Annotated in this window: 19 protein-coding genes; 8 read left to right on the forward strand and 11 right to left on the reverse strand. The window is 63.9% G+C overall.

The features are described from left to right. The first annotated feature begins 128 nt into the window (after window positions 1–128). Window positions 129–2,318 carry a penicillin-binding protein 1A gene (locus ACE3QM_RS04275; protein ID WP_231461552.1) on the forward strand — a complete coding sequence of 730 codons (2,190 nt, stop codon included), beginning with the start codon at window positions 129–131 and terminating at the stop codon, window positions 2,316–2,318. A 353-nt stretch (window positions 2,319–2,671) separates the two neighbouring features. On the opposite strand, the gene gdhA is transcribed toward ACE3QM_RS04275, so the two are convergent. Then, window positions 2,672–4,012, reverse strand: coding sequence for an NADP-specific glutamate dehydrogenase (gene gdhA / locus ACE3QM_RS04280; RefSeq protein WP_374420482.1), 1,341 nt, complete (start codon window positions 4,010–4,012; stop codon window positions 2,672–2,674). Between the two features lie 469 nt (window positions 4,013–4,481). Here gdhA and ACE3QM_RS04285 point away from each other — a divergent pair, with 469 nt between their 5' ends. Together ACE3QM_RS04285 and ACE3QM_RS04290 are read left to right on the forward strand one after the other, a co-directional pair. After that, window positions 4,482–8,486, forward strand: coding sequence for a PAS domain S-box protein (locus tag ACE3QM_RS04285; RefSeq protein WP_374420484.1), 4,005 nt, complete (start codon window positions 4,482–4,484; stop codon window positions 8,484–8,486). A gap of 93 nt (window positions 8,487–8,579) precedes the next feature. Then, entirely contained in the window at window positions 8,580–8,936 is a 357-nt protein-coding gene (locus ACE3QM_RS04290) for an NADH-quinone oxidoreductase subunit A (protein ID WP_231461555.1), read from the forward strand. 72 nt (window positions 8,937–9,008) lie between these two features. Here the strand turns inward: ACE3QM_RS04290 and ACE3QM_RS04295 are convergent, their stop codons facing one another. From ACE3QM_RS04295 to cobA, 10 genes are all read right to left on the reverse strand, one after another. Continuing rightward, a complete protein-coding gene (locus ACE3QM_RS04295; protein ID WP_048409432.1) occupies window positions 9,009–9,455 on the reverse strand; it encodes a type IV pilin protein in 447 nt (148 codons plus the stop codon). Window positions 9,456–9,478: 23 nt separating this feature from the next. Further along, complete coding sequence (locus tag ACE3QM_RS04300) at window positions 9,479–12,862, reverse strand: pilus assembly protein (protein ID WP_374420487.1); 3,384 nt, start codon at window positions 12,860–12,862, stop codon at window positions 9,479–9,481. Between the two features lie 19 nt (window positions 12,863–12,881). Continuing rightward, the gene (locus ACE3QM_RS04305; protein WP_053074338.1) at window positions 12,882–13,391 is read right to left on the reverse strand and encodes a PilX N-terminal domain-containing pilus assembly protein; all 510 of its coding nucleotides are present in this window, start codon (window positions 13,389–13,391) and stop codon (window positions 12,882–12,884) included. Between the two features lie 23 nt (window positions 13,392–13,414). Beyond that, window positions 13,415–14,197 (reverse strand): PilW family protein, encoded by a 783-nt coding sequence (locus tag ACE3QM_RS04310; protein WP_374420489.1) that lies wholly within the window; start codon window positions 14,195–14,197, stop codon window positions 13,415–13,417. Beyond that, window positions 14,194–14,700, reverse strand: a complete 507-nt coding sequence (gene pilV, locus ACE3QM_RS04315) for a type IV pilus modification protein PilV (RefSeq protein ID WP_231461558.1) — start codon at window positions 14,698–14,700, stop codon at window positions 14,194–14,196. Before pilV ends, ACE3QM_RS04310 begins: the two co-directional genes overlap by 4 nt. Window positions 14,701–14,702: 2 nt before the next feature. Beyond that, entirely contained in the window at window positions 14,703–15,269 is a 567-nt protein-coding gene (locus ACE3QM_RS04320) for a GspH/FimT family pseudopilin (protein ID WP_231461559.1), read from the reverse strand. Window positions 15,270–15,539: 270 nt separating this feature from the next. Further along, window positions 15,540–16,802: a hypothetical protein gene (locus ACE3QM_RS04325; RefSeq protein WP_374420492.1), complete on the reverse strand. Its 1,263-nt coding sequence runs from the start codon at window positions 16,800–16,802 to the stop codon at window positions 15,540–15,542. 70 nt (window positions 16,803–16,872) lie between these two features. Beyond that, a complete protein-coding gene (locus tag ACE3QM_RS04330; protein WP_374420495.1) occupies window positions 16,873–17,154 on the reverse strand; it encodes a DUF2249 domain-containing protein in 282 nt (93 codons plus the stop codon). Further along, complete coding sequence (locus ACE3QM_RS04335) at window positions 17,151–17,579, reverse strand: hemerythrin domain-containing protein (protein WP_374420497.1); 429 nt, start codon at window positions 17,577–17,579, stop codon at window positions 17,151–17,153. The genes ACE3QM_RS04330 and ACE3QM_RS04335 overlap by 4 nt, the downstream gene beginning before the upstream one ends. Further along, window positions 17,576–18,472 carry a uroporphyrinogen-III C-methyltransferase gene (cobA, locus tag ACE3QM_RS04340; RefSeq protein ID WP_374420499.1) on the reverse strand — a complete coding sequence of 299 codons (897 nt, stop codon included), beginning with the start codon at window positions 18,470–18,472 and terminating at the stop codon, window positions 17,576–17,578. The genes ACE3QM_RS04335 and cobA overlap by 4 nt, the downstream gene beginning before the upstream one ends. Before the next feature lie 89 nt (window positions 18,473–18,561). Here cobA and ACE3QM_RS04345 point away from each other — a divergent pair, with 89 nt between their 5' ends. From ACE3QM_RS04345 to ACE3QM_RS04365, 5 genes are all read left to right on the forward strand, one after another. Further along, window positions 18,562–19,053, forward strand: a complete 492-nt coding sequence (locus tag ACE3QM_RS04345; RefSeq protein WP_269326108.1) for a cytochrome c — start codon at window positions 18,562–18,564, stop codon at window positions 19,051–19,053. Window positions 19,054–19,086: 33 nt separating this feature from the next. Next, window positions 19,087–20,514: a cbb3-type cytochrome c oxidase subunit I gene (locus ACE3QM_RS04350; protein WP_048409438.1), complete on the forward strand. Its 1,428-nt coding sequence runs from the start codon at window positions 19,087–19,089 to the stop codon at window positions 20,512–20,514. Between the two features lie 37 nt (window positions 20,515–20,551). Further along, a complete protein-coding gene (locus tag ACE3QM_RS04355) occupies window positions 20,552–21,127 on the forward strand; it encodes a cytochrome c oxidase subunit 3 (protein ID WP_374420502.1) in 576 nt (191 codons plus the stop codon). Between the two features lie 189 nt (window positions 21,128–21,316). Beyond that, window positions 21,317–22,024, forward strand: a complete 708-nt coding sequence (gene rquA / locus ACE3QM_RS04360; RefSeq protein WP_374420504.1) for a rhodoquinone biosynthesis methyltransferase RquA — start codon at window positions 21,317–21,319, stop codon at window positions 22,022–22,024. Window positions 22,025–22,183: 159 nt separating this feature from the next. Then, window positions 22,184–22,717, forward strand: a complete 534-nt coding sequence (locus ACE3QM_RS04365) for a hypothetical protein (protein ID WP_374420506.1) — start codon at window positions 22,184–22,186, stop codon at window positions 22,715–22,717. The last annotated feature ends 113 nt before the right edge of the window (window positions 22,718–22,830 follow it).

Consider the following 22,830-nt stretch of genomic DNA (forward strand, 5'->3'; position numbering starts at 1 on the left):
GAGCCGTATTGGTTGCTGGCGCAGGCGCCATTGCAATCATCATAACCTACCCTCGCTTGCCGAGTCTTGATGTACTGACGGACTATCGTCCAAAAATCCCGCTTCGCGTTTATTCCGCCGACAATCAATTGATAGGGGAATTTGGCGAGGAACGTCGTTCGTTTTCCCGCATCCATGAAGTGCCGCAACTGATGAAACAGGCGGTGATGGCGGCCGAGGACGAGCGCTTCTACCAGCACAGCGGCGTCGATTACGTCGGCGTGGTGCGCGCCGCGGTCGGCAATCTGGTGTCCGGCCATGCCCGTTCCGGCGCCAGCACCATCACCATGCAAGTGGCCAAGAATTTCTTCCTGTCCAGCGAAAAAACCTTTACCCGCAAATTCAACGAAGCGCTGTTGGCCTTCAAGATCGAGCACACGCTGACCAAGGACCAGATCCTGGAGTTGTATTTCAACCAGATCTATCTGGGGCAGCGCGCCTATGGCTTCTCCGCCGCGGCCCAGGCCTATTACGGCAAGCCGCTGGCGGATCTGTCTGTGGCTGAAATGGCGATGCTGGCCGGCCTGCCCAAGGCGCCATCCGCCTACAACCCCATCGTCAATCCGGACCGCGCCCGCCTGCGCCAGCAATACGTGCTGCGCCGGATGCGCGAGCTTAATTTCATCACTCAGGAACAATACGACGCCGCGGTGGCCGAGCCGATGAAGCTTGCTAGCCAGAGCGCGGACAGCAGCAGCCAGCCGGCGCAATATGTGGCGGAAATGGTGCGGCAGGCGATGTACGAGCGTTACAAGGAGTCCGCCTACACCGAGGGCTTCAAGGTCTACACCACGCTGGACAGCCGCCATCAGAAGTGGGCTTACGACGCCTTGCGCGCCGGCCTGGTCGATTACGACCGCAAGATGGGCTATCGCGGCCCGGAAAGCGTGGTGGAGTTGTCCGGCGTGGAAGGCGAGCAGCAGACCGAGGCGCTGGACGACGCGATCAGCGAATTGCGCGACAGCGGCGATATGCTGCCGGCCATCGTGCTGTCCGCCAGCCCGGCGGAAGTGCGCGCCTATATGCGCGGCGGCAAGGTGGCGGTGATCAAGGGCAGCGGCCTGGATTTCGCGCGACGCGCGTTGGGCGGCAAGGTCAGCGCAGCGCAGCAGATCCGTCGCGGTTCGGTGATCCGCATCCGCGCGCATGAGAAAGGCTATTGGGAAATCGTGCAGATGCCGGAGGTGGAAGGCGCTTTCGTGTCGATGGACACCCGCAGCGGCGCGATCCGCTCGCTGGTGGGCGGCTTCGATTTCAACCGCCGCAGCTTCAACCACGTGACCCAGGCCTGGCGTCAGCCCGGTTCCACCTTCAAGCCCTTCATCTACTCCGCCGGCATTGAGCGTGGCCTGACGCCGTCGACGATGATCAATGACGCGCCACTGTCGGTGGTGGGCGCTGATGGTCAGCGCTGGGAGCCCAAGAACGACAACGGCAAGTTCGCCGGCATGATCACCATGCGCAGCGGCCTGACTCAGTCCAAGAACCTGGTGTCGGTGCGGGTGCTGATGGCGACCGGCACCGATTACGCCCAGCAGTACATCCAGCGTTTCGGCTTTGCCGCCAAACAGCATCCGGCCTACCTGACCATGGCGCTGGGCGCGGGCGCGGTGACGCCGCTGCAAATGGTGGAAGGCTACTCGGTGTTCGCGAATGGCGGCTACCGCAGCAAGGGCTATTTCATTGACCGCATTGAAGACCAGTCCGGCCGCGTGCTGGCCAAGACCGTGCCCACCATCGCCGGCCAGAACGCGCCGCAAGCCATCGATCCGCGCAACGCCTTCATCATGAGCTCCATGCTCAAGGATGTGGTGCGCTACGGCACCGGCTATCGCGCGATGAGCCTGGGTCGCACCGATCTGGCCGGTAAGACCGGTACCACCTCGGACTGGAAGGATGCCTGGTTCGTCGGTTACAACCCCAATCTGGTGGCGGCCGCCTGGGTGGGCTTCGATCAGCCGCGTTCGCTGGGCCGCTACGGCTATGGCGGCACCGCGGCGCTGCCGGTGTGGATCAACTATATGGCCAATGCGCTCAAGGGCCAGCCGGAGGTGGACATGCCGGTGCCGCAGGGCATCGTGGTCAAGGCCGGCGCCGGTCAGCGCGGTGGCGACGAGTACTACTACGAGGAATTCCAGAAGACCAATCCGGAATTGAAAGTGGACAACCACGGCGCGGTGCCGGGTGCCGGCGGCGATGCCAGCGGCGGCGCCAGCGAGCCGCAGGACAAGCCCGCCGCGCAGGATGCGGTGGAAAACGTCAAAGACCAGTTGTTCTAGAAGCGTTTTCTATTCGATGTTAGAGCCTGTTGAAAGTCTCGCGAGCTAAGAACCTGTTTACGATCTGCTGCGCATCGGCGATACGGCGTTGAAACCAAGCTCAAAATGCTCATGTACCAGGTGTACATTCCGCTTTTTCGCTCGTTTTCGCCTTGTCTCGCTCTTGCTCGCGAGATCGTAAACAGGTTCTAAGGCAAGACAGGGTGTTGCGGCTGAGAAAACGGAATGTACGCGTGGTACATGAGCATTTCGAAGACGTACTCACCGTGTGACGTCTCGCGACGCGCAGCAAATCGTAAACAGGTTCTTACACAGCCCCGCCATCCGGCGGGGCTTTTACATGAGCGTCCGGCTCAGATCACGCCTTGGGCCAACATCGCCGCGGCCACTTTGCCGAAGGCCGCGACATTGGCGCCCAGCGCGTAATCGATGCCGCCGTCCGCCAGCCTTCCATGCTGGACGCAGGCCGCATGGATGTCCTCCATGATGCGGCGTAGTCGGGCGTCCACCTCTTGCGCGCTCCAGGGTAGATGGGAGGCGTTCTGGCTCATCTCCAGGCCGGACACCGCCACGCCGCCGGCATTGGAGGCCTTGCCCGGCGCATAGAGCGCGCCGGCCTGCTGGAAGCGCAGCGTCGCCTGCGGCGAACACGGCATATTGGCGCCTTCCGCCACGCAAAAGCAGCCATTGGCCAGCAGCGCTTCCGCGTCGTCGGCGTCCAGCTCGTTCTGGGTGGCGCAGGGCAGCGCGATGTCGCAGGGCTGACGCCATGGCCGCTGCCCGACGAGAAAGTCCAGGCTGTGGCTGGCGGCGAAAGCGGCCAGACGTCCACGGCGCTGGTGTTTGTGCTCCATCAGCGCGTCCAGTTGGGCCGGGCTCAGACCCGCCGGCAGGCTGAGCGTGCCCTCCGAATCCGACAGACTGACGACCTTGACGTCCAGCGCCAGCAGCTTTTCCGCCGCGTACAAGGCGACATTTCCCGAACCGGACAGCGCCGCGCGCTTGCCGGCCAGCGTTTGGCCGCGGGTGGCCAGCATGCGCTCGACGAAATACACCAGGCCGTAGCCGGTGGCTTCCGGCCGCATCAGGCTGCCGCCGTAGCTAGGCCCCTTGCCGGTGAACACGCCGGAAAACTGATTGCACAGGCGTTTGTGCTGGCCGAACAGATAGCCGATTTCACGTGCGCCGACGCCGATGTCGCCGGCCGGCACATCGGTCTCGGCGCCGATGTGCCGGAATAGCTCGCAGGCGAAAGCCTGGCAGAAGCGCATCACCTCGCCGTCGCTCTTGCCCTTGGGGTCGAAATCGGCGCCGCCCTTGGCGCCCCCCAGCGGCAAGCCGGTCAACGCGTTCTTGAACGTCTGTTCGAAGGCCAGGAATTTCAGCGTGCCCAGCGTCACCGCCGGGTGGAAACGCAACCCTCCCTTGTACGGGCCTATCGCGCTGTTCATCTGCACCCGGTAACCGCGGTTGACCTGGACCCGGCCGTGATCGTCGACCCAAGAGACGCGGAACTGGATCACGCGCTCAGGCTCCAGCAGGCGTTCCAGCAAGCCGTGGTCGAAATAGTGCGGATGGCGGCTTAGCAGCCCGTCCAGGCTGTGCAGCACTTCAGCCGCCGCCTGGTGGAATTCCAGCTGCTCCGGGTCGCGTTGACGGACCCGGGTCAGTAAGGTTTGCAGGGCAAGATGCATGGTTGATACCTCTATTTTGTTATTGAACGGCCGAGCGCGGGCCTCCGTCGGCGTGCTCTGCCCTTGCTGTTTCTTGGGCATGGTCGGGCATGTCTGTCGCGCCGGAATGGAATGATGTTGTGAGCGAGGTGTCCGGCGAGCAGGCTGCGGGCCCGATACGGCTATTCCTGCACGCGGCTTGCCCAAGGGGTGGGGAGGCAAGGCGAAACTGGCGTCGGGGTTGGGGCCAGGGCCGGAAGGGCGCGGGCATCGAGGATAGGGATGCCGTTGGCTTAATAGTGTAACCGATATTTTCCGTCGTTTCGTCGGCGTCCGGCGGTCCGCCGCGCTTTCTATACTGTTGGAACGGGGCGTCGGCGGTGGCACGTCCTTGGGGGGAGAGAGGGGCTCTCCGTGTCGGCGGCGCCCGGCTTGACGGATGTGCAAGGCTGAGCGCCGCGCCGGATTCGGTACCTTCAGTGATGGAAACATGAAGCAGACCAAGGAATGGAACGCTGGCATCGTCGAGGGCCTGAGCCGAGGCGGCGCCGCCAGCGTGGTGCTGACTTACGCGGTGGTGGCTTCGCTATGGGTGGCGCTGTCCGATCGCGTCGTCAGTTCCCTGTTTGCCGATCCGCTGCAGTGGCTGCTGGTCAGTACTTTGAAAGGCTGGCTGTTCATCGTCGTGACTTCTCTGCTGCTCTATGTCTTGTTGGCGCGGCTGACGCGCTCCGCCGACGGCGCGGCCGTTCAGGCCAGTTGGCGCCAGCACCGCTGGTCAGGTTTGATCGCGCTGCTGCTGTTGATTTGCACCGTGGTCGGCGTGTCTCAGACCGTGCGCCAGCACCAGGCGCGCGCGGCGGAACAACTACGTTCGGTGGCCACGGCGAAGAGCAAGGAATTGGCCAACTGGTTCCGTGAACAGCAACGGCATGCCGATACCGTGCGCGCCAGCATAGTGTTCGCCTGGCCGGACGGGGCGTTGGGCTCTGTGTCGTCCTCTGATTTCAAGCGGAGGTTGGAAGGCCTGAGTCAAAGCGAGGGTTTCGGCGGCGCTTGTCTGCTGGATGCGGCGGGCAAGACGCAATGGTGTTCCGCCAAGGTTCTGCCCGAGCCCGGCGCGCCGATGAAAGCGTCTGTGGCCCTGGCGTCCCGGGAAGGAACCTTGGCCCGCATCGGCCCCTATTTCAGCGGCGCGGACCGCCTGCGGCTGGATTTCGTGGTGCCGCTGAAGGGCCCTGGGTCATCGTTGTTGGTATTACAGTCCGAGGCCACTTGGGTGCATGCCCTGCTGTTCAGCGGCTCGGGAGAGGGTCATAGCGAGCAAACTGTGTTGGCGCGCCGGGAGGACGACCAGGTAGTGTTTCTGAATCAGCTGGAGCCTGGAGATGCGAAGCACAGCGCACGGCGCGCGCCATTGAATGATCCACGGCTATTGATCGCCCGGGTCTTGCGCGGTGAAAGCGAGCAGGGCATCGCCATCTGGGCGCGTGATCATCGCGGAGTGCCGGTGGTGGGCGTGGTGCGTCAGATCGCCGGCACCGATTGGTTTTTATTGGTTAAACAGGACCAGTCCGAGCTCTATGCCAGCATGCTGGGCGATGCGGTCGGTACCGCTCTATTGGGCTTGTTTGGCCTGTTCATGCTGGGCGCGGTGAGCCTGTTGTTGAGCCAGCGCGAGCAATTGGCTCGCGAGCAGGGCATGCGTCAGGAGCAGGAGGCGCACCTGAATACTCTGCAATTGCTGGAGGCGCTGGTGGACAGCTCGGATGACGCTATTTTCGCCAAGGACCGGCAAGGCCGCTACTTGCTGTTCAATCAGGCCGCGGGAAGGTTTGTCGGCAAGAGCGGAGAGGAAATGCTGGGCAAGGACGACCGGGCCTTATTCCCAGCGGAGCAGGCCGAGATGCTGATGGCCATCGGTCGTCAGGTGCTGGCCGATGACTGCGTGCAAAGCTGCGAGGAGGTGCTGGACACGACCTTGGGACGGCGGGTGTTCTTGGCCACCAAGGGGCCGTTGCGCAATAACAAGGGCGAGGTGATAGGCATTTTCGGCATTTCCCGCGACGTGACCGAGCAGAAGCTGGCGCAAGAGGCGCTGCGCGACAGCGAACAGCGCTTGCGCCTGGCCCAGGATGGCGCGCATATCGGGCTGTGGGACTGGGATGCCGGCAGCAAGCGCATTTATTTCTCGCCGGAGTGCGAGCGCCTGTATGGTGCAGCCCCCGGCGCGCTGCAGAGCCGCGACGACTGGCAACGCCGGGTGCTGCCCGAGGATTGGCTGGAAATCGAAAAGCAATGGCGGCCGCCGTTAGGCAGCGATGCCGCCTTCGAGGCGGAATACCGGGTTTTCCACGAGAGCGGCGAGCTGCGTTGGCTGTGCGCCAAGGGGCGTTTCTACCTGGATGCGGAGGGTGGCGTGGAGCGCTTGTCCGGCATTTGCATGGACATCACGGAACGCAAGCTGGCGGAAGAGCAATTGCGCAAGCTGTCGCTGGCGGTGGAGCAAAGCCCGGAGAGCGTCATCATCACCGATGTGCAGGCCAATATCGAGTATGTCAACGAAGCCTTTGTCCAGTCCACCGGCTATAGCCGAGAGGAAGTGCTGGGCCGCAATCCGCGCTTGCTGCAGTCTGGCCTGACGCCGCGCGCCACCTACCAGGCATTGTGGAATGCCTTGCGGCAGGGGCAGCCCTGGCATGGCGAGATGATCAACCGCCGCAAGAACGGCGAGCTCTATCATGAGTTCGCCGCTATTTCCCCGATCCGGCAGCAGGACGGCCACATCAGCCACTTTGTCGCGGTGAAGGAGGATGTCACCGAGAAAAAACGCTTGCATGAGGAGTTGGAGCGTCACCGCAGCCATCTGGAGGAACTGGTGACTGAACGTACTTTGCAGCTGGCCGACGCGCGTGAGCGCGCTGAAGCCGCCAGCCGCGCCAAGAGCGCCTTCCTGGCCAATATGAGCCATGAAATCCGCACGCCGATGAATGCGATTCTCGGGCTGAGCCATCTGCTGCGTCGGGATGGCGCCACCACGCTGCAGCAGGAGCGTCTGGGCAAGATAGACGCCGCCGCTCAGCACTTGCTTTCCATCATCAACGACATTCTCGACCTGTCCAAGATCGAGGCTGGCCGACTGCAGTTGGAAGATCAGGATTTGACCTTGGGCGCGGTAGTCGAGCACGTGCGCAATCTGATCCAGGACAGCGCGCGCAGCAAGGGGCTCAGCGTGGAACTGGAGTGCGATGAGGGAGATTTGTGGCTGCGCGGGGATCTGACGCGCTTGCGCCAGGCCCTGCTCAACTACGCGGGCAATGCCGTCAAGTTCACCGCCAGCGGCGGCATCGTGCTGCGGGCCAAGGTATTGCAGGCCGACGCGCGGCAAGTGCTGGTGCGCTTCGAAGTGGAAGACAGCGGCATAGGCATCGCCCCGGAGCAATTGCCGCGCTTGTTTCAAGCCTTTGAGCAGGAAGACGCGGCCACGACCCGGCGTTATGGCGGCACCGGCCTGGGCCTGGCCATCACCCGGCATCTGGCGCAGGCGATGGGCGGCGATTCCGGCGTCAGCAGCGTACCCGGGCAGGGCAGTTTGTTCTGGTTCAGCGCCTGCCTGGAGCGTGGCATGCTGTCGGCGGCGTCGCCGATATCGGCCGAAGCCGGCGTTGAGGATGGTCTGCGCCAGCGCAGTGGCGGAGCCTTGCTCTTGCTGGTGGAAGACAATGTGATCAACCGCGAGGTAGCGTTGGAGCTGCTACAGGATGTCGGAATGCGGGTGGACACCGCGGAGAACGGACGCGAGGCCGTGGCCATGGTGCAGGCTCGAGCCTATGCCTTGGTGTTGATGGATGTGCAGATGCCGGTGATGGATGGCTTGGAGGCCACGCGGCAGATTCGTCGGCTGCCGGGTTGCGAGTTGTTGCCGGTGCTGGCGATGACCGCCAATGTCTTCGCCGAGGACAGGCAGGCCTGTCTGCAGGCGGGCATGAACGATTTTGTCGCCAAGCCGGTGGACCCGGCGCTGTTGTTCGCCGCCCTGCTCAAATGGCTGCCGGGGAGCGGTGTCAGCGCGGATGCCACAGCATCGGTTCCGGCAGTGGAAGCGGGACCGAGGGAGCAGGCCTGCCTGCAGGCGCTGGCGGATACCTGCGGCGTGGACATCGCTTGCGGCCTGGCCTTGATGCGTGGCCGCGTCGACAAGTATCTGGATCTGCTGCGCCGTTTTATCGTATCCCACTCCAATGACATGTTTGAGCTGGAGGTGGCCTTGAAAGCCGGCGACCACAGCGCGGCGCTGCGCTTGCCGCATACCTTGAAGGGCACCGCAGCCACGCTGGGCCTGGGGCAACTGGCCGCCGCCGCCGCCAGGCTGGAGGAAAGCCTGCATCAGGCCGAGCTGCCGCCACTGGACTCGATCCAAGCGGTGCGAGCCGAGGTCGAGGCCCATCTGGCGGCGCTGAGCGCCCTGTTGGCGGATGTGGCTGGCGAGCCGTGATGGGCTTCCCGCCGGGATATTTTCTCTGGCGGTAAACTTGTGGTTTCAGGATGGTCTATCTCCTTTTATTCACAATTCGGAGGAGCAGGCCCCATGTTGCAGAATTACTTTCCCATCCTGTTATTCATCGTCGTCGGGCTGCTGGTAGGTGTGGTGCCGCTGCTGATGGGCAAGTTGCTGGGGCCGAACCGGCCGGACCCGGAAAAGCTGTCGCCGTACGAATGCGGCTTCGAGGCCTTCGAAGACGCGCGCATGCGCTTTGACGTGCGCTACTACCTGGTGGCCATCCTGTTCATTCTGTTCGATCTGGAAGTCGCCTTCATGATTCCCTGGGCGGTGACGCTGAAAGAACTGGGCGGTTTCGGCCTGGGGGCGATGGCGGTATTCCTGGGCGTGCTGACGGTGGGCTTTGTTTATGAATGGAAGAAAGGCGCGCTGCAGTGGGATTGAGCCGCTGTCCATGACGGCGCCGCGGCGGTGAAACGTTCATCCGGCGGCCGGGCGAGCACGGCCATGGCCCGCTCACCAGCAACCGCTGGTGGTGACGGCGCTGCCGGAGGCGTTGACATTGGTCTTGTTGCCCAGATTGTCCACTTGGTAGACCTGGCAGGCGTCGGTGGCTTGCACGCTGCCGACCACCGGCGTGGCCTGCAGCGTGTAGCCGGGCGGCGTGCCGCTGCTGACTGCGGCCACGCTCAGCGTGTAGTAGTTCTGGGTGGCGCTGGGGATGGCGATATTGGAATTGCTGGAATAGCCCATGCTGGCCATCTGCGTGGTGTAGGCATTGTTCAGCGAGTAATAGCTTTCCTGGCGCGAGGCCAGGTCCAGCAGCGCGGTTTTCGCCGCGGCTCGGTTGCCCTTTTGCACATAGGTGTTGTAGCTGGGCACGGCGATGGCGATCAGGATGCCTACGATGGCGACGGCGACCACCAGTTCGATCAGGGTGAAACCTTGCTGCGGCTGCTTCATTTCATCTCCTAAGGGGCGCGGCTTCAGCGCAATTCTATCCAGGTCAGGCGGTTGCCCTGGCCGGCCGCACCGGGGTTGACGCCGATGATGTTGCCAGTGACGTAGCCGGACGAGGTCTGATACACCAGGTAGCGGCTGCCGTTATAGCCGACGGACTGGAAGGAACCCACCGCGCTGGCCTGGATGGCGTTGATCATGAAATTGCTGACACCGGAAAAATTCCCCGAGCTGTTGGCGAAGAAGGACTTGGGGAAATTGCCGCCGTTTACCGGATTCAGCGCATAAGACCAGCCGGTGTCCACGCTGCTGGTGCAGGAGGTCACGTTGTTGGCGGCGGGAATCGTGGTGTTGAACACGATGGCGCCGAGCTGGCTTTGCGGATTGTAGATCAATTGTTCGTTGGAACTGCTGTTGGGAAACACCAGTTTCCAGCCGTACTGGGTGTTGCCGGAGGAGCAGGCCGAGGTGCCGGCCCAGCAGACAGCGTTATTGCTGGTGCCGGCATAGTTGGTCACCGTGGTGCTGGACGATGTGGAGGTGCCGGCTATGGTCTGGGCCACCAGGCTGCTGGTGGTGAGCGTGCCGCTGGGCGTGGTGCTGCTGGCGTACTGGGCCGACGATACGCCGTTCCAGCCGGCCATATTCCAGTCCCAGACACCATAAAAGCCCTGGTTGCCGGTGGCGTAGGTATTGCCCGAGGTGGTGGTCATCGGAATCTTCTGGCCGGTGCCGAAATACACCATCAGCCGCGGTTGGGTCGCGGAAGCGCTGATCGAGCCCACGATCAGCTTGGTGGTGATGGGCTGCAGGCTCTTGCTGGTGCCGGAGCCGTTGGTGGGGGTGGAAAACAGCGGCTGCTTGGTGCCGGCGTAGGAGGACACCGCCCACTTGGTGGGATCGGTGTTGGTGACATCGAAGCGCCAGACGTTGCCGAACAGGTCGCCGGCGTAGATGTAGTCGGTGATGTTGTCTCCATCCAGATCCGTGGCGGTGGTGTAGTAAATGCCGTTGTTGCTGCTGTTGCTGGTGGGGTCCTTGCTGGGGCCGTAGCCGGTCGAGTACTCGTAGAAGGTTTTGGCGCCGGTACTCGGGTCCACCATCATCACGAAGATGGCGGCGACGCCGGTGGAGCTGTTGTAGCCGTTGCCGAAGATCACCCCCCACTTGCCATTGTGAAAGCGAGCCACCACCGGGGTGCCATAGGTATAGCCGAGATCGCTGCCGCAACTGCCGTTGGTATAGGTACAACTGATATTGGACGCGTTCCACTCGCCTACCACCTGGCTGGCCGCCGTGGTTTCGCTGGCATTGCCGCTGCTGGTGGAGGTGGTGGTGGCCGGGTTGGTCACATCCAGCGCGTAGATCGCCTGGCCGCCTGCGCCCAGGCCACCCACCAGCCAAGTGTGCCAATTGTTGGAGTAGAACAGATCGCCGGTGCCAGGAGTGGCGTCGACGAAATACTGGTGGGAGTAAATGATGTTGCTGTAGCTGGCCAGGTTGGAGACCGCCGCAGCCGGCACATAGCCCATCACCTCGTAGCCGTCGTTGGCCACGGTGCTGGTGGAGTAGGCGCCGGCGCTGGTGTAGGAGCCGGTGCGGAAGCCGTGCATGATGCCGTCGTTGGAGCCGGAATAGACCACATTGGGCCGAGTGGCGTAAGTCGAGGTGAAGCTGGGGTAACTGGTGGCGGAGCTGCCGTTCTCAGGCTGCGTGGCGGAGGTGTTCAGATAGTCGCTCCAGGTGGCGGCATAGCCTTGCGCCGGCGGTCCTATCCATACCGGGCTGGCATTGATCACATCGCCCATCACGCTGGTGCGGCTGCGGTAAGCCTGGGTGCCGGAGCCGCCCACTTCATTGCTGCGGTCGCCGCGCAGGAATTGCAGCACATTGGAGCTGCCCAGACTGGTCTGTTGAGCGGAGGTCAGGTTGGCCCATTCGAACGGCGCGCCGGCGCTGCCGTTCCAGGTGACCAGGGTGCGGTTGGCTGGAGAGTTCAGGTCGGTGCTGGGAATGGGCGAGGCCACCGGCGTGGTGCCGGTGGTGGTGCAGGCGCCGCCGGTCAGGTTGCAGGAGCTGTCCCAACTGGCCGTGCTCGACACCGAAACCACCCCGGTGGTGGAGTTGGCCACGATGGAGTTGGAGGTGACGCCGCCAAACCAGTTGTTGGCGTTGTAATAGGCGAAGTAGGCCTGGGTGCCGGTTTGCACCTGGGCGGTCTGCTGGTTGTTGGAGCCGGCGGAGCTGGCCGATGTCGTCAACGGCGCGGCCTGGAAGCAGGTGATTTCGTGATAGTTGGTGGAACCGCCGGTGGACGCGGCGAAGCCGAAGCTCAGATAAGACGGCAGCGCGCCGCTGATGCTGGTGATGTTGACCGCCGGGTTGGTGACCGTGGTCCAGGCGCCGCCGTTATAGCTGTACTTCAGCGTCAGCAGATTATTGGTGGTGATCTGCAACTGATAACTGATGGGCTTGGCCGTGGCCCGGGTGGTGGCGCTGGTGTATAGCGGTGCGCTGGACGGCAGCACATAGGTGCCGTTGCTGGTTCCATTCAGCCGATAGAAGGGATACAGCGTCTGCGCGGTGCCCAGCACCAGGCCGGTGCTGCAGGCGGTGGACACCACGGTGGACAGCATGGTCGGGTAGGTGTCGTTGCTGAGGTCGCCCTTGCCGCGGATCACGATGGCGTTCGGCGTGCCACCGTTATTGCCGGTGGGGGTGGCGTCGTTCTTGTTGGAGAAGTTGCCGTACTCGTCCATGCCGATGGCGAGAAAGCCGTTGTGAATGCCGGTCATGCCCATGCCGGTGACAGTTTTGTCGGTCGGGTTGGAGCCGTTCTGCGAGCAGGAGTAGCCTAGAGAGCCGCCGTTGGCGCCCAAGCGATTGGGCTGATTGCCGGTGAATAGCTGCTGCGGCGAGGACAGCAGGAAGAAGGTCATGCCATCCGCGCCGCTGCCGCCGTAGCTGTAACTGGTCCAGGTGACGTTGATGCCGGTATTGGCCGGGAAAGCGTTGCCGCTGCTGTCGCCAGCGTAGATGATGCCACCGGTCTGGTGGGCGCTGTTATTGGTCAGCCGTAATGCGCCACTGCCGGTGGCGTCCGGAATGGTGCCGGTGGCGCCGCCGGAACCGGAACCGCACATCGGGATCTGGCCGGCATTGCTGGGGCTGGCCGCGCTGCTGCTGGAACTGGAAGTGGTACCGGCGGTCAGGCAGGCGCCTGCACTGGCGATGCCCAGCGTCGAGTTCGCCGCCGACAGCGCGCCGTAGGCGTACCAGTTCACGGTATTGGTGGCGCCGGTGAAGTTGTCGACGACGTTCAGGGTCGAGGCCCAGGTCGAGGACACCCACAGTGCGCCGACCAGCGCCCAGAGGCTGTTGCGGCAAGCTTGTCTGTTTGAATGGTCCATGGCGCGACTCCTTCGGCTGCTAGCGGCCCCGGTTGGTGAAAGACGATGCCACCACATAGGTGGATTGCAGCACGGTGGCCGCCTGGGCGTTGCCGCCGTAGCCTACCGAAGTGATTCGGTAGACATTGCCGCCGTTGACGGCGTTGACGCCCAGATACTGGATGTAGAACTGCGGATTGGTGGAGAAACCGCTGCCGCCACCGCTGGTGCTCATGCCGCTGGGGGTGTAGTTGACGCCGACGGTCCATGGCAGCGTGGTGGGATTGGAAATGGCGTTGGAGCAGACCGTGGCGCTGGATACCAGGCTGGAGCAAGACAGCGCGGTGGGCACATTGCCCTGAGACAGCCACCACTCCGCGTATTGCAGCGCGGCTTGCGCCGATTCGAAGGAACGGCCCTTCTCGCGGAAATTGCCGGCCATGCGACCCTGCAGACCATAGTTGCGCATCAGCGCGACGCCCAGCAGGGTCACGATGATCAGGAATAGCAGGCCGGTGATCAGGGCAATGCCTTTGGGCGATCGTTTCATGGCAGCCTCCCTTCGCGGTCCGTTCATATCTGGTTGGGCAGGAAAATGAAGCGGGGAAAGGAAATCGTCACCGGGGCCGCGCCGATTTGCCCGCAGTACTGCATGGAGAGAGTGGCGCGTAGCGAGCGCACATTCAACCAGTTGGTGACCGAGCCGGCGGTTACATATTGGGTGACCGAGCCGGTATTGCTCGGGTCCACTCCATACAGGAACTGGATATTGCTGATGCCGCGGTAGCCTATGCTGGGGCAGGTGGTCACCGGGCTGGCTAGTCCGCCGACGATGGGCTGGGCGCTGGCGCCGTTGATGCCGCAAGTGAGCTGAAGAGTGGACGAGGCCACCGCCAGCTGATTGATATAGGTGACCGTGCCGGCGCTGGCGGTATTGGTATTGCCCAGGCAGTTGAGCACGCCGTCGTTCTGCTGGCTTTGGAAACGGATGTAGAGGGTGTCAGGCACCGTGGCCGAGCCGCTGTCCGTGCCAAAAAGGGCCTGGCCGGCGCTGAAGCTGACGCCGCTGACGGTGCTGTTGTCGGCCAGTAGCGCGGTATTCACCAACTGGGTCTGCACATTGCCGAAATAGCCGGCCGACTGCGTGATCTGCGACAGGATGGTCATCGACATCCTCTGGTCGTCCTGCATCTGGGCCAGGCCGTTCTGGGACTGGCTGGTCAGCTTGAAGGACACGAAGATCGCGTACATCGCCAGCAGCAGGAACAGGCCGACGGTGATGGCCACCATCAATTCGATCAAGGTCATGCCGCGGCTGTGGCGCCGCGAGGCCAGGGTTCTGCGCTGGGTGTTCATGGCTGCACCACCATTTGATAGGAGGCGGTGCTGACCGCGGAACTGGCGGTGGAACTTAGTGAGTTCACATTCACCGTTTTCTCCGACCAGCTAATGGTGATGGTACAAGTCACCGGTCCGCTGGCATTGGCCGGCGTGCATTGGAAGCCGCCGCTGGCCGAGGGGATCGCCAGGCTGGCCAAGTCGCTGGTCCAGGTCGCCACATCGTAGCCGGCCACTTGCGAGGCGGTGCAGGCGGAACTGGCGCAGGATCCGGAGGCCGGGATGTTCGCCAGTGTGGTGGACGCGGTGATGTTTTGCCAATAGGCAGGGTTGGCGTGCATGGCGGCGGCCAGGCTGCCGGCCTGTATCGCCGCCAGCCCGCGGACGCGGGAGGTATTGGTGTTGTTGATCGCCGCCACTTGCAGGCCGGCCAGGCCGAGCAGGCCGATGGAAACGATCAGCAACGCCACCAGCACTTCCAGCAGGGTAAAACCTTGGATGCCGCGCTTGAGATGTCCCACGCTCAACAACTCCCGACAGAATCGCTGATGCCGTAAGCCACGGTATGCGGCAGGCCCACCGCGGTGACGAACAGGCATTGCTTGTTCAACTGGTTTGGCGCAGTGGCGGCGGTGGCGGTGGCCAGGGTGAATTTGCCGGTGCTGCCGCTGCCTATCCTGGAAAAACAGATGCCCTGGCTAGTGTTGCTGCCCGATGGCGCAAAAGTCACGCTATCGCCGGAACTGAGCGAGGTGCGCACCCGCAGCAGGCCGCCGGTCTGCGCGGTCAGGCCGGCGCTGACGGTGCAGCCGCCGCCGGTCGGCAGCATTACGATCCAGCCATTGGCCCAGTTGGACGAGGCACTGCAGGTTTGGCCGTCGCTGGAGCTGCAGATCAGTACATTGAGCCCTTGGCGGGTGGCTTCGCTGCGCGCGTACATGACATCGTTTTTCAAATCGCTGAGTTCGGCGACGATATTGCTGCTGTCTATGGTGCTGCGATAGGAGGTCGCGGCGAGGCCTAGCACGATGGCCGCGATGGCGATGGTGATCACCAGTTCGAACAGAGTGAATCCCTTGGCGCGATACACGAGGTCGACGCTCCTGAAAAATGCCCAGATTATGCCTATGTTTTTTACCATGTTCTGTGGTCGGGCAAGAACAGGCCGATAATCGGCGGCGCCAAGGGGTTGAGCGGTTGTCCGCGTGAATGGCTTAGAACCTGTTCAAAGTCCGCTGCGCTTCGTGAGTGGTGACACAGAGAGGACAGCGTCAAAATGCTCATGGACCGTGTGTAGATTCCGCTTTCTCTCTCGGTTTCAACGCCGTATCGCCGACGCGCACAGATCGTAAACAGGTTCTTAGTGAGTGGCGCGAAGGCTACTGCGGCGCCGGGATAGCAAGGCGACGGCCAATCCGGCCCAGTACAGCCCCAGCCATAGCGTTGCGGTGAACAGCGGCAGGCGATAGCCGCCGACGATCCAGGCCAGGCCGCAGCCGACCCAGACGCTGTGCAGGCCCAGCAGCCGGCGGTGGGAGGCCTCGCCCAGCAATTCATGGGTGGCCGGCAATTGCCGCCTGGGCAGGCCGCGCTGTTTCAGGTCCAGCCAGGCGAGGAAGGGCAAGATTTTGCCCTGCATGGAGAGCACCGCGCCCAGGCCGAAGCCGCCCAGCCAGAGCCAGCCGGCCAAAACGGGCAGCGCTTCCGACAGCGGCAGCAAGCGCGCGGCGAACGCGCACGGCGTGGCCGTCATCATCCAGACCATGCTGGCTCGCCAGCCGCGGCGCAAGGGGTCGGCGCGGCGCTGGCTGCGCCGCAGCGCGTCCAATTGCCGCAGGCCCTGCCACAGCACGAACAGCGCCAAGGCGGCCAGCAGGCCGGAGACGGCGGCGGGCGCGTCCCAGGTCAGCGCGACGCCGCCCAGGCACAGCAGGCCGAACAACAGCGTCTCCCGCGGCAGCCGCCCCGTCGCCGGCGGCGGCGTGACCAGAAACATCGGGATCACCGTGCGCGCCACCGACAGCAGCAGCAATAAGAGCCAGCCCAGCGCCGCCCACAGCACATGGTTGTCCAGCAAGGGGCCCAAGGGCAGCGCGACGCGGCCGCCCAGCAACAAGACCAGGGCCGCGCCAAAGCCGACGGCGACGGCCAGCGCGCATAGCGCCAGCCGCAAGCCCCGGCTGCCGGCGTCCCGCGCCGGGCTGCGCAGCAAGCCGCGCAGGCCGAACAGCGCCGGCGTCAGCAAGGCCGGCGTCAGCAGCGCGGCGCCCGCCTGCAGCCACGGCGGCGACAGGCCCAGCTGGAAACCGGCCACCAGGAGCGCGCAGCCGGCCTGCAAGGGCAGGAAACAAGCCAGCAGCAGCCGGCGCGGATACGGAATCGGCACCCCCGCCGTCACCGCCAGCAACTGCCACAAGGACCCCAGCATCGCATTGCCGAGCACCCCCAGCGCCAGCGCGTGGGTCAGCGCCAGCACCTCGGGCTGGAAACGCGAGGGCGCGCCGTCCGGCAGCGCCGCCAGCAAGGCCGCCAGGGCCAGCAGCCAGCCGGGGGCGGCCAGCATATGGGCCAGCGGCAGCCACAGTGGCGGCGCCTGCTGGTAGTCTAGCCAGGCCTGGCTCATAGCCGGCTCAGAGCCTGTTCAAAGTCTGCTGCGCTTCGGCGATACGGCGTTAAAAACGCTTTCAGAATGCTCATGTACCACCTGTACATTCCGCTTCTTCAACCGTTTTCGCCTTGTCTCGCTCTTGCTCGCGAGACTTTGAACCGGCACTAAGAATCAGCACGACGCCGCCGTCTCCCGACAGTTCAAAGCGATAAAGCAGGCCGGCTTTTTCCAGCATGGGCAGCAGCGGAGTGGGATGGTGGGGTAGCACCCAGGCGCGGCTGTCGCCGGGCCGCATCTGTTCGGCGGCGTCCAGGATGATCTCCATAGGCTCGGGCGGCGCCAGGTGGCGCAGGTCTTGCGGGGTCATGGCTGCGCGCCCTCTGCAATCAACGCCGCCATTTCCGGCAGCGCTTGCGCGCACATTGGATAGAGCACGTTTTCTTCCTTCATATTGTGTTGCTGCATCAGGATGAGCAGGGTGTCGTTCAGACCCAGGAAAGCTTGCAGATGTTGCGCGGCCAGCGCCTCGTCCATGTCCTCCAGCAAATCCCGCATGTCCTGATGCTCCATGCGCATGATGCGGGTCGGCCCCATGCTGCTGCCGCTGGCGGCTTCGAAAGCCGGGAACAGCGCGTCCTCTTCAACGGCGAAATGTGCTTCCATATCCTGGCGAAAGGCCCGGAAATGGCTCAGGGCCAGGGCCCAGTCCTGCGCGCGGGCCGCGGTTTCGCAGTCGGCGAAGCGCGCGTCGCAGACGCGGTGTTGCTCAACAAGGGTGTCGATGGCGCTCATGGCGTGTACTCGTGGGATGGAGCGCGCAGTATGGTCGCGACGACGGGGGCGGCAGAATGACCGGGATCAAGGAATCCCAAACCATGGCCCAGGCCGGCGCGTAGCGCCGTCAGTTCCTGATGCAGTTTCACCACGCCGCCTATGATCAGTAGCGCTGGCGCGCGCAGCCGGTATTGCTCCGCCAGCCGGCCCAGCTCGGCGAGCCGGCCGCAGACGCAGCGCTCGCCCGGCATGCAGGCTTGTTCGACGATGGCCACCGGCGTGTCCGGCGCGCGGCCGTGGCTCAGCAGCTGTTCGGCGATATTGGCGGCCTCGCCCAAGCCCATATAGACCACCACGGTTTCTTCCGGCCCGCTGTCCGTGGTCCAGGCCAGCGCCGACGCGCCTTCGCGGCGGTGGCCGGTGACGAAGCGGCAGCCCTGGGCGTAGTCGCGGTGGGTCAGCGGCAGCGCCAGGCTGGCCGCAGCGCCCAGCGCGGCGCTGACGCCCGGCACCGCCTCGCAGCGGATGCCAGCCGCCAGCAGCGCGTGCATCTCCTCGCCGCCGCGGCCGAACACGAAGGGATCGCCGCCCTTCAGTCGCGCCACGCGCAGACCCTGGCGCGCCAGCGCGATCATCAGCTGATTGATTTCGGCCTGCGGCAAGGTGTGGCGGCTGGCGCGCTTGCCGACACAGACGCGGCGGGCGGAGGGTGGTGCCAATCTCAGGATCTCGGGATCTATCAGGTGGTCGTACAGCACCGCGTCGGCCTGGGCCAGGCGCTGCGCGGCGCGCACGGTGAGCAGATCGGCGCAGCCGGGGCCGGCGCCCAAGAGCACGACGCTGCCGGGTGGAAACGGAGGGGCGGCGGTTTCCTGTCCGGCGCGGGGAAGGGGAGTAACAGGGTGGATCATGGCGGTCTCCAGGGCATGGCGAGGACGAATGACGCCAGTGTAGAAAACCGGACGGCCGGAAATCGTTGATTCGAATCAATGCTCACGGGATGCCCGGATCCGTACAGTTCGGCCCGAGTACCGCGCCGGCGGTGCAAGCATTCGAGGAGGACATGATGAGCGCGAGCTTCACCAAATCGACCGCCCGCAATATTTTTTACGGCGGCTCGGTTTTCTTTTTTCTGTTGTTCCTGGGGCTGACCCTGGATACCACCCTGGCCCTGCCCAGCCATAACGCCAAGGCCCAGCTCACCGAGCAGGCGGTGCGCGGCAAGAAGATCTGGGAGACGCGCAGCTGCGGCGGCTGCCACACCTTGCTGGGCGAGGGCGCTTACTTTGGGCCCGAGCTGGGCAACGTCTATGTGCGCCGCGGCCCGGAATTCATCAAGGGCTGGATGCAGGCGATGCCGACCAATGCGCCGGGCCGCCGCCAGATGCCGCAGTTCCATCTGAACCCGGCCGAGCTGGACGACCTGGTGGCCTTCCTGAAGTACGCGTCGCAGATCAACACCAATAACTGGCCGCCCAATATCGAGGGCTGATCCCGTCCCATCCCTTTATCTTTGGAGAACACAATGAGCAACGCTACCGTGGCCACGCCGCCGCGCGGCGCGACCGCAGCCGTCGCGCAGGTGCGCTACCGCTCGCAGGCCGTGGCCAAACCCTATTTCATCGCCGCCATCGGCCTGTTCATCGGCCAGATCGTGTTTGGCCTGATCATAGGCCTGCAATACGTGATCGGCGATTTCCTGTTTCCCGCCGTGCCCTTCGGCACCGCCCGCATGGTGCACACCAACCTGCTGATCGTCTGGCTGCTGTTCGGCTTCATGGGCGCCGGCTACTACCTGATCCCGGAGGAGAGCGAGCGCGAACTGCACAGCCCGCGGCTGGCGATCATCACCTTTTGGGTATTCCTGGTGGCCGGCGCGCTGACCATACTCGGCTACCTGGGCCTGCCCTACCATGAACTGGCCCGGCTCACCGGCAACGACCTGCTGCCCACCATGGGCCGTGGCTATCTGGAGCAGCCGCTGATCACCAAGGTGGGCATCGTGCTGGTGGCGCTGTCCTTCCTCTACAATCTGTCCATGACCCTGCTGGCTGGCCGCAAGACCAGCATCAGCATCGTGATGATGCTGGGCCTGTGGGGCCTGGCGGTGTTCTTCCTGTTCTCCTTCGTCAATCCCAACAACCTGGTGCTGGACAAGTACTACTGGTGGTGGGTGGTGCACCTATGGGTGGAAGGCGTGTGGGAGCTGATCATGGGCGCGATGCTGGCCTTCGTGCTGGTGAAAGTGACCGGGGTGGACCGCGAGGTGATCGAAAAATGGCTGTACCTGATCATCGCCATGACCTTGATCACCGGCATCATCGGCACCGGCCACCATTATTTCTGGATAGGCGTGCCGGCCTACTGGCAGCTGTGGGGCTCCATCTTCTCCGCGCTGGAACCGGTGCCCTTCTTCATGATGACCCTGTTCGCCTTCAATATGGTCAAACGCCGCCGCCGCGAACACCCCAACCAGGCCGCCACGCTGTGGGCGCTGGGTACCGGGGTGATGTCCTTCCTCGGCGCCGGGGTGTGGGGCTTCATCGGCACGCTGTCGGTGGTCAACTACTACACCCATGGCACCCAGGTGACCGCCTCCCACGGCCACATGGCCTTCTACGGCGCTTACGTGATGGTGGTGCTGACCATGATCTCCTACACCATGCCGCTGCTGCGCGGACGCGAGGCCAATTGCGCGCAGGCGCAGAAGGTGGAAAAAACCGCGTTCTGGGTGATGACCCTGTCCATCGTGGCCATCACCTTGTGCCTGACCGCCGCCGGCGCGGTCCAGGTATGGTTGCAGCGCATGTCCGCCACGCCGCTGTCCTTCATGGAGACGCAGGAACGGATCATGCCCATCTATTGGGGACGTTGGGTGTTCGGTATCAGTTTCTTCTGCGGGCTGGTGTTGTATGTGATCAGCTTCTTCGTCACCGGCAAGCGCGAGGATTGACGGTGGCGGGAGCGGCGGCAGGGAGAGGGCTGTCCATATGGAACTGAGCGCGCCGCAGCAGCGCCGCGTGCCGGGCGATCTGGCGATGTGGTGTTTCATCCTGGCTGAGCTGGCGGTGTTCGGCGTGTTCTTCCTGGCCTATGCCTGGGCGCGCCGGCAACAGCCGGCGTTGTTCGCGGCAGGGCAGGGCGGGCTGGAGCTGGGCCTGCCCACGCTCAACACCCTGTTGCTGCTGGCCGGCAGCGCCGCCATGCTGGCCGCGCTCGGCGCTTTTTCCGGCGGCAGGCAGCGCGCCGGACGGCGCTGGCTGGCGCTGACCCTGCTGGCTGGCGGCGGATTTCTCGCGCTCAAGGGCTATGAGTTGGTGAACAAGGCCTTGCAGGGCATCACCTTGTCCAGCAACGATTTCTGGATGTTCTACCTGTCGTTGACGGTGTTTCATTTCCTGCACGTGGTGCTGGGGATGGTGATCGTGGCGGCGGTGTGGCGGCTGGCCCGCGACGGCCGTTACCAGCCGGGATCGATGGACGAGATCGAAACCGCCGCCGCCTATTGGCATATGGTGGATCTGGTGTGGCTGCTGTTGTTCGCCTTGGTGTATGTGGCGCGTTAGAACTTGTTCCTGCGGGCCCGCAAGAGCGTGAGCCGGCCGCTGGGCGGACTGGCTAGCCTGGCCCCAGAAATGGCCAGGACGAAAGGCGGGCTGCCGCCGGCCTATCCGCCAGCTTCTTGGCTTGCCTCAAAAAATCCGCCGGCCGGTTTTGCTAGTCTGGAAACTCTCCTGTTTGCAGATGGCTGTGCGATGACTCAAAACCACCCCAAACTGCCGGTCGACCCGTATTACGAGGGCGTGCCGGAATACATGACCCAGGTATACGACTGGGCTTACGTCAACCCGCGCAAGGCCGGCTGGCTGGATCGCAATCTGGTGGTGCGCGTCTTGTTGTTCTTCAACGATCAAAGGCTGATGCGCGCCTATCTGGAGCAGATCCGTCCCGGCGACAAAGTGTGGCAGGTAGCCCATGTCTATGGCGACCTGGTGCAGCGCGCGGCGGACCGGGTGGGCAAGGATGGGCGCTTCGTGCTCACCGACATCACCCCGGTGCAGATCGAGCACGCCGAGCGCAAGCTGCGCGACCGGCCGCAGGCCGCGGTGGTGCGCGCCAATGCCGGCGATTACCGGCTGGAAGCGGACGACTTCAATTTGATCTGCAGCTTCTTCCTGCTGCACGAGGTGCCGGATCATCTGAAGCGCGCCATCATTGACAATATGCTGGCGCAAGTGCCGGCCGGCGGCCGCGCGGTGTTCGTCGATTACCACCGGCCCAAGCCATGGCAGCCGATAGGCTGGCTGCTCAAATGGGTGAACCGCGTGCTGGAGCCGTTCGCCGAGGCGCTGTGGACGCACGAGATCCGCGATTACGCGCAAGCGGCCGACGATTTCGACTGGTACAAGCGCACCTTGTTCGGCGGGGTGTACCAGGTGACAACCGCGCAGAGGAAGCGTTGAGAACATGCCGTACTTGACGTTACACGGGCTTACAAGCGACTAACAGACCCGGGCAGGGGGCAGGACTAGGATACGTCTCAAGGAAGCGCCAAACCCGGCGCGATGTGATCGGTGAACGGGAGCTCGAGGCTCCCAAGACTGAAACTGGAGAGATGCATCATGAACAAACTGACTCTGCTTGCCCTGACCGCCGCTTTCGGCCTGAGCTCCGCCGCTGGTTTCGCCGCCGAAACCGCCAAGCCGGTTGCTTCCGCCCCGGTCGCCAAAATGGCGCCGGCCGCCAAGAAAGCTGAAAAGCACCCGGCCAAGATTCACCACGCCAAGAAAGGCGAAAAGGTAGCCGCTTCCGCTCCGGCGCAAAAAGCCCAGGCCGCCAAGGCTGAAGCGTCCGCTCCGGCCAAGGCCAAGCACGCCGCCAAGAAGCCGCACGCCAAGCATGCGAAGAAGGCCGCTTCCGCCGCCGCCCAGAAAGCCCAGGCCGCCAAGTCCGAGGCTTCCGCTCCGGCCAAGAAGCACGCAGCTAAAAAGCCGCACGCCAAGCAGGCCAAGAAAGTAGCCTCCGCTCCGGCGCAGAAAGCCCAGGCCGCCAAGGCCGAGGCCTCCGCCCCGGCCAAGAAAGTGGAGAAAAAAGCCGCTCATCACAAGAAGCACGCCGGCAAGGCCAAGAAGGCCGCTGCATCGGCTGCCAAATAAACCGGACCTCGCGTCTGGCTCGCTAAAAAAACAGGCCCCTCAGGGAGGCCAGGATTCAAAGGAGGCCGCGGCCTCCTTTTCTTTTGGCCGGCCGCCGGGCGGACAGGCGCGCG

It is taken from the genome of Chromobacterium sp., assembly GCF_041912965.1.
Classification (GTDB): domain Bacteria; phylum Pseudomonadota; class Gammaproteobacteria; order Burkholderiales; family Chromobacteriaceae; genus Chromobacterium; species Chromobacterium aquaticum.

Bases quoted from the DNA above. Each gene is read 5' to 3' on its own strand.
- gdhA (WP_374420482.1), bottom strand. From the start codon at position 4,012: ATGCATCTTGCCCTGCAAACCTTACTGACCCGGGTCCGTCAACGCGAC.
- ACE3QM_RS04285 (WP_374420484.1), top strand. From the start codon at position 4,482: ATGAAGCAGACCAAGGAATGGAACGCTGGCATCGTCGAGGGCCTGAGC.
- ACE3QM_RS04290 (WP_231461555.1), top strand. From the start codon at position 8,580: ATGTTGCAGAATTACTTTCCCATCCTGTTATTCATCGTCGTCGGGCTG.
- ACE3QM_RS04295 (WP_048409432.1), bottom strand. From the start codon at position 9,455: ATGAAGCAGCCGCAGCAAGGTTTCACCCTGATCGAACTGGTGGTCGCC.
- ACE3QM_RS04300 (WP_374420487.1), bottom strand. From the start codon at position 12,862: ATGGACCATTCAAACAGACAAGCTTGCCGCAACAGCCTCTGGGCGCTG.
- ACE3QM_RS04305 (WP_053074338.1), bottom strand. From the start codon at position 13,391: ATGAAACGATCGCCCAAAGGCATTGCCCTGATCACCGGCCTGCTATTC.
- ACE3QM_RS04310 (WP_374420489.1), bottom strand. From the start codon at position 14,197: ATGAACACCCAGCGCAGAACCCTGGCCTCGCGGCGCCACAGCCGCGGC.
- ACE3QM_RS04325 (WP_374420492.1), bottom strand. From the start codon at position 16,802: ATGAGCCAGGCCTGGCTAGACTACCAGCAGGCGCCGCCACTGTGGCTG.
- ACE3QM_RS04330 (WP_374420495.1), bottom strand. From the start codon at position 17,154: ATGACCCCGCAAGACCTGCGCCACCTGGCGCCGCCCGAGCCTATGGAG.
- ACE3QM_RS04335 (WP_374420497.1), bottom strand. From the start codon at position 17,579: ATGAGCGCCATCGACACCCTTGTTGAGCAACACCGCGTCTGCGACGCG.
- cobA (WP_374420499.1), bottom strand. From the start codon at position 18,472: ATGATCCACCCTGTTACTCCCCTTCCCCGCGCCGGACAGGAAACCGCC.
- ACE3QM_RS04345 (WP_269326108.1), top strand. From the start codon at position 18,562: ATGCCCGGATCCGTACAGTTCGGCCCGAGTACCGCGCCGGCGGTGCAA.
- ACE3QM_RS04350 (WP_048409438.1), top strand. From the start codon at position 19,087: ATGAGCAACGCTACCGTGGCCACGCCGCCGCGCGGCGCGACCGCAGCC.
- ACE3QM_RS04355 (WP_374420502.1), top strand. From the start codon at position 20,552: ATGGAACTGAGCGCGCCGCAGCAGCGCCGCGTGCCGGGCGATCTGGCG.
- rquA (WP_374420504.1), top strand. From the start codon at position 21,317: ATGACTCAAAACCACCCCAAACTGCCGGTCGACCCGTATTACGAGGGC.
- ACE3QM_RS04365 (WP_374420506.1), top strand. From the start codon at position 22,184: ATGAACAAACTGACTCTGCTTGCCCTGACCGCCGCTTTCGGCCTGAGC.